This window comes from Streptomyces sp. NPDC090119 (assembly GCF_044747085.1).
Lineage (GTDB): Bacteria > Actinomycetota > Actinomycetes > Streptomycetales > Streptomycetaceae > Streptomyces.
Map to the genome: position 1 here is coordinate 363,106 of NZ_JBIVDK010000002.1, position 12,487 is coordinate 375,592.

The window sequence follows — 12,487 nt, forward strand, 5'->3', positions numbered from 1 at the left end:
GGCCTCCTCGGCTCGGGTCCCGGCGGTGGACTACTGCTTGTCGAAGCGGGGGGTGTCCTGCGGCTGCTGCTGAGCCTGCTGACCGCCCGCACCGCCCTCGATGGCCTGCTGCTGCGCGGAGGGGCCCCCAGCCAGCTCGGCCTTCATCCGCTGGAGCTCCAGCTCGACGTCCGAACCGCCGGAGAGCCGGTCCAGCTCGGCCTGGATGTCGTCCTTGGCCATGCCGGACTGGTCGTCCAGCGCGCCGGAGGCGAGCAGCTCGTCGATCGCGCCGGCCCGCGCCTGCAGCTGGGCCGTCTTGTCCTCGGCCCGCTGGATGGCCATGCCCACGTCGCCCATCTCCTCGGAGATGCCGGAGAACGCCTCCCCGATGCGGGTCTGCGCCTGGGCGGCGGTGTAGGTGGCCTTGATGGTCTCCTTCTTCGTACGGAAGGCGTCCACCTTGGCCTGGAGGCGCTGGGCAGCGAGGGTCAGCTTCTCCTCCTCGCCCTGGAGGGTGGCGTGCTGCGTCTCCAGGTCCGTGACCTGCTGCTGGAGCGCGGAGCGGCGGGACAGGGCCTCGCGGGCCAGGTCCTCACGGCCGAGCGCCAGCGCCTTGCGGCCCTGGTCCTCCAGCTTCCCGGACTGCTGCTGCAACTGGTTGAGCTGGAGCTCCAGGCGCTTGCGGGAGGTCGCCACGTCGGCGACACCGCGCCGCACCTTCTGGAGCAGCTCCAGCTGCTTCTGGTACGAGTAGTCGAGGGTCTCGCGCGGGTCCTCGGCCCGGTCCAGGGCCTTGTTCGCCTTCGCGCGGAAGATCATCCCCATACGCTTCATGACACCGCTCATGGGCTTCGCGCGCCCCCTTCTGACGGACTCCAGCTCACCGATCCTGCGACAGAACCCACAGTACGGGCCCTGCCACCATTACCGCACCGTTCGGGGAGCGATGCGCTCCTCCCCAAGGACGAGCCCGGGCCCGCTCACTCAGGCGTGAGGAGTAGGTGATCCCCGGGGTGGCGCCCCGCCGGGTGCACGACTCGCCCGGAAAGCGCCGGTGACGTCCTCTGTGTACCCCTGTAGACGTCCGGTGTTGCCGGATCGTTCCCGAAGGGACTGGGGTCCATGCCCGTGATGCCCGTACCCTTGGGTTTTGTGTTCCGTAGCCGTGCGAAGGAAGAGAAGGCACCCGCCGACAAGGCGCAGGTGACCGGCTCCAGTCAGCCCCGCGACCCGCAGGCCCGCAAGGGCAGGCCCACGCCGAAGCGCAGTGAGGCCCAGTCCCAGCGCCGCAGTGTCGCCAGTACGCCCGTGTCCCGCAAGGACACGGCCAAGCGGCAGCGTGAGGACCGCCGCCAGGCCCTGGACCGGCAGCGCCGCGCGCTCGCCGGTGGCGACGAGCGGTACCTGCCCGCCCGGGACAAGGGCCCGGTGCGCAAGTTCGCCCGCGACTGGGTGGACTCGCGGATCAACGTGGCGGAGTTCTTCCTCCCGCTGGCCATCGTGATCCTGATCCTCAGCGTGGTGCGGGTGCCCTCCATCCAGAGCATCGCGCTGCTGCTGTGGGCGATCGTGATCGTGCTGATCGTCGTCGACTCCGCCTTCAGCGGCTACCGGCTGCGCAAGCGGCTCGCCGAGAAGTTCCCGGACGTCAACCGCCGGGGCGCCGTCGCCTACGGTCTGATGCGCTCCCTCCAGATGCGCAGGCTGCGGCTGCCCAAGCCGCAGGTCAAGCGCGGAGAGCGACCCTGAGCGCAGACGCCGCGCCCGGCACGGCGGCCCTGACGGGGCCGGCCACGCCGGGCGAGCTGATCCGGCAGCGCCTGGTCACCTGGCAGCTGGACGAGCAGCTGGCCCGCGCCTTCCCCGTCGGACGGCGGCTGCGCGTGCTCGACGTGGGGATGGGCCAGGGCGCGCAGGCGCTGCGGCTGGCCCGGCTCGGCCATCAGGTGACCGGCGTCGAGCGGGACCCGGAGCTGGTCGCGGCCGCGCGTGCGGCGCTGACCGGTGAGCCCGACGGCATCCGGGAGCGGGTCCGGCTGGTGCTGGGCGACGGCCGGGACACCGGGGTGCACTTCCTGCCGGGCAGCTTCGACGTGGTGCTGTGCCACGGCGTGCTGATGTACGTCGAGGAGCCCGATCCGCTGGTGGCCGGGCTGGCCCGGATGCTCGCGCCGGGCGGTCTGCTGTCCCTGCTGGTGCGCAACGGCGACGCCCTCGCCATGGGCCCCGGTCTCGCCGGTGACTGGACCGGCGCGCTGGCCGCGCTGGACACGGCCGCGCTGCTCCCCCGCTCCCGCACCGAGGCCGACGGCGACGCCCCGGCGGTTCCCGGCCCCGAGGGCCGCGCCGACCGGCTGTCCGCCCTGACCGCCACCCTGCACGGCATCGCCGCCCCGCTGCACGCCTGGTACGGCGTCCATGTCTTCGCGGGCCGCACCCCGTCCGCCCCGGTCTCCCCCGACGAGCTGGAGACCCTCCTCGCGGCCGAGGAACGCGCGGGCCGCACGGACCCGTACCGGGGGGTCGCGGAACTGCTGCACCTGTGCGGGGTGCGGGGCTAGTCCCGTTCGGCGGTACCTGGCGGGCCCCGGTCCGGGCGCCGTGGGGAGACTCGTCCATGGACGCTTCCCGTATCCGGGCCGTGCGCAGGGGTGCCGTGGCCGTCGTGCTGGTGTGTGCCGCCGTCCTCCTGGGCGGCTGCTCGAACCCGGCGACCTCGGCCCGGAGGGGCGGGCCGTCGACCGCGCAGGCGGCGCTGCCGCTGGTGACGAACGATCTCCAGGACCAGTATCAGAAGGTCATCAAGGAGGTGCTGCCCTCGGTCGTGCAGATCCAGGCGGGGCAGTCCCTCGGCTCGGGCGTGATCTACGACGACAAGGGCCACATCGTCACCAACGCGCACGTGGTCGGCTCGGAGAAGACCTTCCGGGTGACCACCGCCCGCAGCGAGGAACCGCTCGCGGCGAGCCTGGTGTACTCCTACCCCGAGCAGGACCTCGCGGTGATCAAGCTGGACAAGGTGCCGCAGGGCCTGCGCCCGGCGGTGTTCGGCGGCTCGGACCAGGTGGAGGTCGGCCAGATCGTGCTGGCCATGGGCTCACCGCTCGGGCTGTCGTCCAGTGTGACCCAGGGCATCGTCTCGGCGACCGGGCGGACGGTGAGCGAGCCCGCCGACGACGGGGGCTCGGGCGCCACGATCCCCAACATGGTGCAGACCTCGGCCGCGATCAATCCGGGCAACAGCGGGGGCGCGCTGGTGAACCTGGACGGCCAGGTCATCGGCATCCCCACGCTGGGCGCGGCCGACCCCGGCATGCAGGGCGGCGCGGCGCCGGGCATCGGCTTCGCCATCCCGGCGTCGATGGTGCGTACGGTCGCGGGCCAGATCATCGGCACCGGCAAGGTCACCGACTCGGGCCGGGCCGCGCTGGGCGTCACGGTCCGCACGGTCGTGGACGACGGCTACCAGCCCGCCGGGGCGGCCCTGGTCACGGTGAAGGCGGGCGGTCCGGCGGCGAGCGCGGGGCTGAAGGCGGGCGATGTGATCACCCGGCTGGGCGACACCGCCGTCGGCACGACCACGGAACTCGCCGAGGCGCTGGCGGAGAAGAAGCCGGGCGAGCGGGTCACGGTCACCTACGAGCGCTCGGGCACGCGGAAGACGGCTCAGGTGACGCTCGGCGAGCAGTGAGGGGCGCCTGCCGACGGGAGCGGGAGAATCCCCGCCCCCGCTGGGCCGGGGCTACTGCTGCTCGGCGTTCAGGCTCATCGGCCCGTAGATCTCGGTGGCCTCCTCGAAGAGGCGCACCTGGTCCGCGCCGCCCTCCAGCAGCGCCTTCCAGTTCTCGCCGACCCAGGACTCGGCGTCGCCCTGCGTGGTGAACTCCTCCGGCTCCACGGCGGGCGGGACCTCCGTCCCGTCGGCCTTCTCGAACCGCCATGTCCAAGCTGTCATGCGCGCCTCCTTCGATCCGACTCCTCGGGGCAGCGTATGCGGTCACCGGGGCCGCCCACAGGACATCGTGGATCATCGTCCGCTCAGGTGACCCGGTGCGCGGGGGCGAGCGGGACAGGTGAAAATCGGTTCCGTGGACGTGACGTTGCTCGGCACCGGTGCCCCCGCGGGGCTGCCCCGCCCCGACTGCCCCTGCGCCGTGTGCGCGTGCGCGCTCGGCCCGGACGCGCGGGCGGCCACCGCGCTGCTGGTGGACGGGGTCCTGCTGCTGGACCTGACACCAGGCGCGGCCTTCGCCGCCGCGCGCGCCGGGCACTCGCTGGGCGGGGTCCGCCAGGTGCTGCTGTCCCACCCGCACGACGGGCCCGCCGTGGAGGTTCCCGCCGGGCTGCCGCAGCCGGTCCGGGTACCGGACGGCCGTGAGCTGACGTTGCTGACGGGGCATCGGGTGCGGGCGCTGGCGATGGACGCGGGCGGTACGGGGTACGAGGTGACCGGGCCGGACGGGCTGAGGCTGCTGTACCTCCCGCCGGGCGGCGCCCCGGCCGGGCTGGAGGAGGTCGACGAGCCGTACCACATGGTGCTGGCCGACGTCGTGGGGCGCCCGGACGCGCTGGCCCGGCTGCGGGCGGCGGGCGGGGTGGGTCCGGCCACGGACGTCGTCGCGGTGCACCTGGACCATGACGTGCCGCAGGCCACGGAGTTGCCCCGGCGGCTGGCGGCGGCCGGGGCGCGGGCGGTGCCGGACGGGGTGACGCTGGCGGTGGGCGCGTACGACGAGGTCCCTGACGTGCCGCGCCGGACGCTGGTGCTGGGCGGCGCCCGCTCGGGCAAGTCGGTGGAGGCGGAACGGCGCCTGGAGTCCTTCCCGGACGTGGTGTACGCGGCGACCGGCGGCACCCGCGCCGGGGACGGCGAGTGGGCGGAGCGGGTGGCCGCGCACCGCGAGCGCCGTCCGGGCTCCTGGCGTACGGCGGAGACGACGGACCTGGTCCCCCTCCTCGCCGAGGACGGCCCGCCGCTCCTCATCGACTGCCTCTCCCTGTGGCTCACCGACGTCATGGACGCGGTCGGCGCCTGGGACGACGCCCAGTGGGCCGACGGCGGCGAGAAGGCCCTCCGCGACCGGGTACGCGAACTGACCCGAGCGGTCCGCGAGACCCCCCGCACGGTGGTCGCCGTCTCCAACGAGGTCGGCTCCGGCATCGTCCCCGCCACCGCCTCGGGCCGCCGCTACCGCGACGAACTCGGCCGCCTGAACACGGCGTTCGCCTCGGAGTGCGAGCAGATCGTGCTGGTGGTGGCGGGGCAGGCGCTGGTGTTGCGGGGCTAGACGGAAAGTCCACCGGACCGCAGACTCATGCTCCACAAGCCGTGCCGGGCCGCTGAAGGAGCCACCCCATCCAGTACCAAGTGATCGCCCAGTCGAAGGGGTCACGCTCGTTCGTGGTCGCCAGGACGGCACGGTTCGTCGCGCTGGCGCTCCTGCTCGTGTCCTACGTGGCCTGGCTGGGCCAGGAGTTCCCGGTCCCGAGTGGGCGGGCGGATCTGGTGCGGGCCCTGCGGGCGGACGATCCGCCCGCGGTCGAGGTCGGGTACGACGACGACGGGGTGAGCCTGTTCTGGCGGACGGCCCCGCTGGTCTACCGCGAAGTGCGGGTGCCCGGCGAGTCCGGCGGTGACGGAGTCGACACCGTCGAGCGGGAGATCGCCGCCCAGGTGGGCAAGGAGGCCGGCGATCTCCCGTTCGGGAGTCGGCAGGAGCGGTACGAGCCGGGCTTCCTGGACATCGTCCTGCCCGCGAGCTATCCGCTCTTCCTCCGGTCGGCCGTGCTGCGCTGGAGCGCGGTCGGGGTGGGCGTCGCCGTGCTGGCCGCGGCCTACGCGCTGCCGCGCAGGTACCAGCGGGTGCGGAATCGTGGCGTGTGGTTCGGCGTCTGCCTGGTCACCGGCTTCGGGTTCTTCACGTTCCTGTGGCTCGAACGCTGCGTTGCTCCCGACACCGGGGAGCCCCCGGAGCTCAGGCCGGGACGCGCCTGGGCGGCGGCGCTCATGACGGCGGCCCTCATGGCGCTGGGCGGGTGGGGCCTGGTCCGCCTGATGTGGTTGATGTGATCCCGATGCCCGGTCGGGCTTCGTCGGGCTTCCGCGTGGTCGCCGGGCATCACCAGGGGCGCGGCGTTTCCCACGCCGCGCCCCGACCCGTGAGACGTCGGGCCCTGCCGGTGGGCCGCCTAGCCGGGCAGTCGGCCCGGTTTGCGGGTCAGCAGGCGGTAGGTGTTGGCGAAGCGGGTTCGGCGGGTCAGGGGGGTCAGGAGGCGGTCCAGGGCGGTGGCCGCCGTCAGGGGGGCGTGGAGGGGGCGGGGGAAGGTCGTGGTGAGGTCCTGGGGCTGGTGGACGCGGGTCGTGGTGGTGATCGCGCAGCCCAGGGCGCGGAGTTCGGCTTCCAGGTTGGGCAGCGGGAGCAGGTGGGCGTGGTGGTGCGGGAGCCAGCGGGGGCCGAGGAGGGTGGCGTAGGCGCTGTCCGGAGCGGGGGCCTCGATCACGAGGTGGCCGCCGGGACGGAGTACGGCGAGCGCGGCGCGTAGTTCGGCGCGGGGGTCGGGGACGTGGGCCAGGTGGTGGAACATGCTGACCACGTCGTAGCGGCCGCGCAGCCGGTCGGTGATGCCGGGCGTGGTGAGCAGCCCCCGGTGGGCCTCCTCGACGCGGCCCTCGGCGAGCGCCCGCTCGATCCGCGCGGTGGGGTCGAGCCCGTCGAAGCTGGTGTACGGGAAGAACTCCTTGGCGGCCTCGGGGAAGTGGCCGTGGCCGGTGCCGACGTCGAGCCAGCTCTCGGGGTCGGCCAGCGCGGCGAGGGCGCGGGCGGTGGCCCGGTGGGAACGGACGGCCGAGGAGCGGGCGTCGGCGGACGGGCGGGCGTCGGTGGGCGGCGGGTTCTGGAAGGCATGGGCGCAGTCGCCGCATTCGTCGAGGGCGGTGGCGCGGGGTCCGCGGAGCCGGGTGCGCAGGCGGGCGGAGCCGCACCAGGGACAGTCCTCGCGGCGCGGTCCGGGGAACCGGTCGCTGGCCTGCGGGGCGGAGGGCGAGGGCGGCATGGCGGCTCCCTGTGCGGCATTTCGCGGTAAACCGGAACGTATGGGATGCCGATCTTGGACGCAATGACGTGCGCCGGACGGGGTGCCGGTGTGGCGCGGGATGTGGTGGCGGTGTGGCGCGGGGCGCCCCGCGCGCGGGCGGTACTGTTCCGCGAATGGACAGGCTTCGACTCGACGACTTCACCGATCTGATCGAGCGCCCGGACGGCGGTGTGCGCCGGGACGCCGAGGCACGGCGGGAGCGCCTGGCCGTGCCGCCCGGCGCGCTGGGCCGACTGGACGAGCTGGGCGAGTGGCTGGCGGCCGCGCAGGGCGTGGTGCCGGTACGGCCGGTGGAGCGGCCGAAGATGGTCCTCTTCGCCGGTGACCACGGCATCGCCGCGCTCGGCGTCTCCCGGCGCCCCGAGGGAGGTGCGGCGGACCTGGTCCGCGCGGTACTGGAGGGCGCGAGCCCGGCAGCCGTGCTGGCCCGGCGCCTGGACGTACCGGTCCGGGTGGTGGACCTGGCGCTGGACTGCGCGCCGGACGCCTTCCCGGCGGAGGTTTCGCGGCACCGGGTGCGGCGGGGCAGCGGCCGCATCGACATCGAGGACGCGCTGACCGCCGAGGAGGCCGAGCAGGCGTTCCGGGCGGGCATGGCGGTCGCCGACGAGGAGGCCGACTCCGGTACGGACCTGGTGGTGCTCGGCGATGTGAGCGTGGGCGGCACGACGGCGGCGGCGGTGCTGGTGGCCGCGCTGTGCGGTACGGACGCCTCGGTGGTGACCGGGCGCGGCGGCGAGGCCATCGACGACCTGGCCTGGATGCGCAAGTGCGCGGCGGTCCGGGACGCGCTGCGCCGGGCCCGCCCGGTCCTCGGTGACCAGCTCGAACTGCTGGCGACGGTGGGCGGCGCCGACCTGACGGCGATGACCGGGTTCCTGCTCCAGTGCGCGGTGCGCAAGCTGCCGGTGATCCTGGACGGGGTCGTCGCCTCGGCCTGCGCGCTGGTGGGCCAGCGGGTGGCGTTCCGGGCGCCGGACTGGTGGCTCGCGGGCCACGACAGCGGTGAGCCGGGGCAGGCGAAGGCACTGGACCGGATGGCGCTGGAGCCGCTGCTGACGACGGGCGTACGGGTCGGTGAGGGCGCGGGCGCCCTGCTGGCGCTCCCCCTGGTCCGCTCGGCCGCCGCACTGGCCGCCGAGCTTCCGGAGCGCCCGGAGACGGAGAAGCCCGAGGAATCCGAGCAGCCCGAGCAGCCCGAGCAGTCCGAGGCGAGCGCCTAGCCCGGCCCGCACCCCACGGCACCGATGAGCGGGATTCCCGGCATATGCGGACATATGATCCCCGCTCATGGGAGATGCCCGAGTTGCCGACCGGTCGAGCGTGCCGGACCAGCGGACGCCGGACCAGCGGACCGAGCAGCCGGAGCGGCGGCCGGGCGGGGTGTCGTCCCGCCGGGCCGCCACCGGTGCGGTCTGGTACCTGCGGGCCGTCGCGTTCGTCAACTTCCTCAGCGCGGTGTGGGTCTCGCTGGGCCAGGACGTGCGCCGCCACAACCAGGAGAACCTGTTCACGCCGTATCTGCTGACGGCGGGCTTCGCCTCGGGTGTGTTCACCGCGTTCCTGGCCGTCACCATGCGGCGCCGCAAGCGGGCGGCGTGGATTCTCAACCTGGTGCTCAGCGGGGCCTTCCTGACCCTGTTCGCGATCGCCATGGCGGCCTTCCCGGAGATCCGCCGCTCCCCGCAGAACTGGGTCTCGCTGGCGCTGACGGCCGCCTTCGTCGCCGTCCTGCTGCTCGGCCGCCGCGAGTTCTACGCCAAGGGCGACCGCGCCAACCCCCGGCTCGCCGCGACCGTCGCCCTCGGCGGCGGAACGGCCGCCTCCCTGCTCGCCGCGCTGCTGGTCACGGCCACCAACCAGGCGCCGGACGCGGCCCGTTCGACCTTCCTGGAGCGCTGGCAGTACGGCACGCTGCGGCTGGTGTCGGTGGCCACCGAGGAGTCCGGGTTCCCCGGCATCGACCCGCCGAACTGGGCCGACGTCAGCGTCAACGTGCTCAGTACGGTCCTGCTCCTCGCCGCCCTGTACGCCGCGTTCCGCTCCCGCCGTGCCGTCGACCCGCTCACCGAGGACGACGAGAAGCGGCTGCGGGAACTGCTGGCGAAACACGGCGAACGCGACTCCCTCGGCTACTTCGCGCTCCGCCGGGAGAAGAGCGTGCTGTGGTCGCCGACCGGCAAGGCGGCCGTCGCCTACCGGGTGATCGGCGGGGTCAGCCTGGCCTCCGGCGACCCGCTGGGCGACCCCGAGGCATGGCCCGGCGCCATCGCGCCCTGGCTGGCCGAGGCGCGGGCCCACGGCTGGATTCCCGCGGTGATGGGGGCGAGCGAGGAGGCCGGGACCGTCTACGCCCGGCACGGCCTGGACGCCCTCGAACTCGGCGACGAGGCCATCGTGGAGGTGGCCGACTTCACCCTGGAGGGCCGCGCGATGCGCACCGTGCGGCAGGCGTACAACCGGGTGCGGCGGGCCGGGTACGAGGTGCGGATGCGGCGGCACGAGGACATCCCGGCGGCCGAGATGGCCCGTCTGGTGGAGCGGGCCGACGACTGGCGGGACGGCGCCACCGAACGTGGCTTCAGCATGGCGCTGGGCCGCCTCGCCGACCCGGAGGACGGCCGGTGCGTGATGCTGGAGTGCACCGACGCCGAGGGCGGGCTGCGCGCCCTGCTGTCGTTCGTGCCCTGGGGACCGGGCGGGCTCTCGCTGGACCTGATGCGCCGTGACCGGGACAGCGACAACGGGCTGATGGAGTTCATGGTGATCGACCTCCTGCGCCGGTCGCGGGAGATCGGGGTCACCCAGGTCTCGCTGAACTTCGCCGTGTTCCGCTCGGTGTTCGAGCGCGGCGCCCGGCTCGGCGCCGGGCCGGTGCTGCGGCTGTGGCGCTCGCTGCTCAGCTTCTTCTCCCGCTGGTGGCAGATCGAGTCGCTGTACCGGGCCAACGCCAAGTACCGGCCCATCTGGGAGCCGCGCTTCCTGGTCTTCGAGAAGAGCGCCGACCTGCCCCGTATCGCCCTCGCGGCGGCCCGCGCGGAGGGCTTCCTGGAGGCGCCGGGACTGCCGAAGTGGCTGCACCGCAGACAGCTGGAGACCCACCGGTGAGAGCGTGGGCGCGCGCCGAGTGGGGCCCGCTGTACGCGGCCGTACGAGCCGCGCTGCTCGCGCGCGGCCCGCTGCTCGGGGCGCCGCTCACGCTCGGCGCGGTGTTCCTGACCGCGCTGCTCCAGTTCGTACAGAACCAGCCCTGGGGGTTCGCCCTGGTGGAGGCGGCCGGTGCCGTACGGGCCGCCGATCCCCTCTGGCTGGCCCTGCTGCGCACCCCGCTCTCCCTGTTCGTGCCCGCCCTGGACCTGCCGGTGTGGGGCGCGCTGGCCCAGGTGCTCTGCGTGTTCGGCATCGCGGAACTGTGCCTGGGCCGCCGCCGCACCCTGCTCATCGCGTACGTCGCCACGCTCGCCGGAACGCTGTACGCGCGCGCCGGGATCGCCCTCGGCCCGCACGCCCCGTTCGGACTGCCCGCCTCCGACGCCCTGGTGGTGGACACCGGCCCGTCGGCGGCCGTGGTGGGGCTCGCGGTGTACGTCGCGGTACGGCACCACGCGCGCGTGACGGCGGTGGCGGTGCCGGGCGCGATGGTCGTCGAAGTGCTGTTGAAGGACAACCTGGCGGGCAAGGAGCACCTGGCCGCGCTGCTGGCCGTGGGTGCCCTGTGCCTGGCGGGGCTTCAGTCGCCCCTGGGCAGCCGGGCCGGGGAAGGATCGGGCTTGCCGCCGATCCAGTCCTGAACCGTCCGCCGGGGCCCCGCCCAGCGCCGGTCGTGCCGGTAGGCGCGCAGCAGGGAGCGAGCACGCGCGCGGGGCCTGCGGCCGTAGAAGCGGCGCGCCCAGGGCGAGGTCGGCAGGGCCAGCCGGAGGGCGCCCGCGAGCGCCAGCAGCGGCACGATCGCGCCGAACACGGCGGTACGGGCCTTGCCCTTGCTCAACGCGACCAGCGAGATCAGGAAGTTGGCCGCGACGAACGCGATGGCGCCGCCCCGGTCCTGCAACTCGTCCTGCGAGAGGTCGTTGACGCCGAACGGCGAGAAGCCCGCGAGCAGCAGCCCGACCAGCGCGGCCGTGATGACCACGACCTCGACGCTCTTACGGCCCTCCGGGCTCCAGTACACGTCGTCCAGATGCAGGATCAGCGCGAACTCGTCCAGCACCAGACCCGCGCCGATCCCGAAGACCACGGCGGCGATCGCACCGCCCGCCCCATGCCGGTCGCTGGCGACGGCGCCGAAGCCGCCGACGATGGTGAGCACCACACCGGGCACCACGTGATGGATGTGCATCCCGCCCGCCTGGACGTTGCCGAACGGGCCCTTCCCGGCGCGGATCAGACGGACGATGATCCGGGTCACGACGAAGGTGACCACGAACGAGAAGAGGGCCAGCAGCAGCGGAAGCTTGCCCGGTTCCAGGATGTTCCGCTCCCACCAGTGCCCCATGTGCGCACTTTATCCCCCTTTTTCCAGGGCCCGCCGCCCCAGCCCGGCGACGGCCCCGGTAGCCTGCGCCGATGCCCGAGACCCCCTCCTCCGACCCGCTGGACGGCCCCCGCTTCGCCTTCGGCACCCTCACCGTGATCCCGGTCCGGGTGCACCGCTGGGACCGGACGGCCGCGCGGGCGGGCATGCTGTGCGCCCCGCTGACCGGGCTGGCCGTGGGCGTGGGCGCGGCCGGGCTGGGGCTGCTGCTCCTGCTGCTGGGCGCGGGCCCGCTGCTCGCCGCCGTCGCCTCGGCCGCTGTACCGGCCGCGCTCACCCGGGGACTGCACCTGGACGGGCTCGCGGACACCGCCGACGGACTGGGCAGCGGCAAGCCCGCCGAGCAGGCCCTCGCCATCATGAAGCGGTCCGACATCGGGCCGTTCGGCGTGCTCACCCTGGTGCTGACGCTGCTGGCCCAGGTCGCCGCGCTCGCGGAGTTGTACGGCGGCTCGTGGGCGCGGGGCGCGCTCGGTGCCGTCGTCTCCGGGGTCGCGGCCCGGCTGGCGCTCACGCTGGCCGCGCGCACCGGGGTACCGGCCGCCCGCCCGGAGGGGCTCGGGGCGGCGGTCGCCGGGGTGGTGCCGGTGCCGGGCGCGCTGGCGGTCGCGGCGGCGGTGACCCTCGCGGCCGGGGCGGGCGGGGCGCTGCTCGGGCCGTGGGAGGCGGTGCGCGCGGCGGCGGCCGTACCGCTCTGTCTGGTCCCGGCCGAACTCCTGCTGCGCCGCTGCGTGGCCCGCTTCGGCGGGGTCACCGGGGACGTGTTCGGCGCCCTCGCGGAGACCGCGGCCACGGCGGCGCTGCTCGTGCTGTGCCTCGGCGGCCCCGGCCTGCTGGGCGGCTGAGGAGGGCAACTGTTCCGCTCCTGAGGCGAGT

Annotated in this window: 13 protein-coding genes; 9 read left to right on the forward strand and 4 right to left on the reverse strand. The window is 74.3% G+C overall.

The window, feature by feature from the left end:
* Positions 1–30: 30 nt before the first annotated feature.
* On the reverse strand, positions 31–828 hold the full coding sequence (locus tag ACIPPM_RS09010; RefSeq protein WP_078873082.1) for a PspA/IM30 family protein: 798 nt from the start codon (positions 826–828) through the stop codon (positions 31–33).
* A 306-nt stretch (positions 829–1,134) separates the two neighbouring features.
* Here ACIPPM_RS09010 and ACIPPM_RS09015 point away from each other — a divergent pair, with 306 nt between their 5' ends.
* From ACIPPM_RS09015 to ACIPPM_RS09025, 3 genes are all read left to right on the forward strand, one after another.
* Positions 1,135–1,731: a DUF3043 domain-containing protein gene (locus ACIPPM_RS09015; protein ID WP_401444897.1), complete on the forward strand. Its 597-nt coding sequence runs from the start codon at positions 1,135–1,137 to the stop codon at positions 1,729–1,731.
* Between the two features lie 71 nt (positions 1,732–1,802).
* Complete coding sequence (locus ACIPPM_RS09020) at positions 1,803–2,543, forward strand: class I SAM-dependent methyltransferase (RefSeq protein ID WP_401446383.1); 741 nt, start codon at positions 1,803–1,805, stop codon at positions 2,541–2,543.
* A 56-nt stretch (positions 2,544–2,599) separates the two neighbouring features.
* On the forward strand, positions 2,600–3,673 hold the full coding sequence (locus ACIPPM_RS09025; RefSeq protein WP_401444900.1) for a S1C family serine protease: 1,074 nt from the start codon (positions 2,600–2,602) through the stop codon (positions 3,671–3,673).
* A gap of 51 nt (positions 3,674–3,724) precedes the next feature.
* Here ACIPPM_RS09025 and ACIPPM_RS09030 read toward each other — a convergent pair whose 3' ends face one another.
* On the reverse strand, positions 3,725–3,937 hold the full coding sequence (locus tag ACIPPM_RS09030; protein WP_401444903.1) for a hypothetical protein: 213 nt from the start codon (positions 3,935–3,937) through the stop codon (positions 3,725–3,727).
* Between the two features lie 133 nt (positions 3,938–4,070).
* Here ACIPPM_RS09030 and ACIPPM_RS09035 point away from each other — a divergent pair, with 133 nt between their 5' ends.
* On the forward strand, positions 4,071–5,270 hold the full coding sequence (locus tag ACIPPM_RS09035; protein ID WP_401444905.1) for a bifunctional adenosylcobinamide kinase/adenosylcobinamide-phosphate guanylyltransferase: 1,200 nt from the start codon (positions 4,071–4,073) through the stop codon (positions 5,268–5,270).
* Between the two features lie 80 nt (positions 5,271–5,350).
* A complete protein-coding gene (locus ACIPPM_RS09040) occupies positions 5,351–6,052 on the forward strand; it encodes a hypothetical protein (RefSeq protein ID WP_401444908.1) in 702 nt (233 codons plus the stop codon).
* Between the two features lie 119 nt (positions 6,053–6,171).
* On the opposite strand, the gene ACIPPM_RS09045 is transcribed toward ACIPPM_RS09040, so the two are convergent.
* Positions 6,172–7,035 (reverse strand): class I SAM-dependent methyltransferase, encoded by an 864-nt coding sequence (locus ACIPPM_RS09045; RefSeq protein WP_401444910.1) that lies wholly within the window; start codon positions 7,033–7,035, stop codon positions 6,172–6,174.
* A 155-nt stretch (positions 7,036–7,190) separates the two neighbouring features.
* Between ACIPPM_RS09045 and cobT the strand changes: the two genes are divergently transcribed.
* The 3 genes from cobT to ACIPPM_RS09060 all read left to right on the forward strand — a co-directional run bounded on the left by cobT (position 7,191) and on the right by ACIPPM_RS09060 (position 10,868).
* On the forward strand, positions 7,191–8,300 hold the full coding sequence (gene cobT, locus ACIPPM_RS09050) for a nicotinate-nucleotide--dimethylbenzimidazole phosphoribosyltransferase (protein WP_401444912.1): 1,110 nt from the start codon (positions 7,191–7,193) through the stop codon (positions 8,298–8,300).
* A gap of 67 nt (positions 8,301–8,367) precedes the next feature.
* Complete coding sequence (locus ACIPPM_RS09055; RefSeq protein ID WP_401444914.1) at positions 8,368–10,185, forward strand: phosphatidylglycerol lysyltransferase domain-containing protein; 1,818 nt, start codon at positions 8,368–8,370, stop codon at positions 10,183–10,185.
* On the forward strand, positions 10,182–10,868 hold the full coding sequence (locus tag ACIPPM_RS09060; RefSeq protein WP_401444916.1) for a hypothetical protein: 687 nt from the start codon (positions 10,182–10,184) through the stop codon (positions 10,866–10,868). Before ACIPPM_RS09055 ends, ACIPPM_RS09060 begins: the two co-directional genes overlap by 4 nt.
* Here the strand turns inward: ACIPPM_RS09060 and ACIPPM_RS09065 are convergent.
* On the reverse strand, positions 10,808–11,572 hold the full coding sequence (locus ACIPPM_RS09065) for a hypothetical protein (RefSeq protein WP_401444919.1): 765 nt from the start codon (positions 11,570–11,572) through the stop codon (positions 10,808–10,810). The genes ACIPPM_RS09060 and ACIPPM_RS09065 overlap by 61 nt on opposite strands.
* Positions 11,573–11,643: 71 nt before the next feature.
* Between ACIPPM_RS09065 and ACIPPM_RS09070 the strand changes: the two genes are divergently transcribed.
* On the forward strand, positions 11,644–12,456 hold the full coding sequence (locus ACIPPM_RS09070) for an adenosylcobinamide-GDP ribazoletransferase (protein WP_401444922.1): 813 nt from the start codon (positions 11,644–11,646) through the stop codon (positions 12,454–12,456).
* Positions 12,457–12,487 lie beyond the last annotated feature (31 nt).

Excerpts from the sequence above, each read along its gene's own strand:
- cobT (WP_401444912.1), top strand. The coding sequence starts at position 7,191 with ATGGACAGGCTTCGACTCGACGACTTCACCGATCTGATCGAGCGCCCG.
- ACIPPM_RS09055 (WP_401444914.1), top strand. The coding sequence starts at position 8,368 with ATGGGAGATGCCCGAGTTGCCGACCGGTCGAGCGTGCCGGACCAGCGG.
- ACIPPM_RS09070 (WP_401444922.1), top strand. The coding sequence starts at position 11,644 with ATGCCCGAGACCCCCTCCTCCGACCCGCTGGACGGCCCCCGCTTCGCC.
- ACIPPM_RS09065 (WP_401444919.1), bottom strand. The coding sequence starts at position 11,572 with ATGGGGCACTGGTGGGAGCGGAACATCCTGGAACCGGGCAAGCTTCCG.
- ACIPPM_RS09045 (WP_401444910.1), bottom strand. The coding sequence starts at position 7,035 with ATGCCGCCCTCGCCCTCCGCCCCGCAGGCCAGCGACCGGTTCCCCGGA.
- ACIPPM_RS09010 (WP_078873082.1), bottom strand. The coding sequence starts at position 828 with ATGAGCGGTGTCATGAAGCGTATGGGGATGATCTTCCGCGCGAAGGCG.
- ACIPPM_RS09030 (WP_401444903.1), bottom strand. The coding sequence starts at position 3,937 with ATGACAGCTTGGACATGGCGGTTCGAGAAGGCCGACGGGACGGAGGTC.
- ACIPPM_RS09025 (WP_401444900.1), top strand. The coding sequence starts at position 2,600 with ATGGACGCTTCCCGTATCCGGGCCGTGCGCAGGGGTGCCGTGGCCGTC.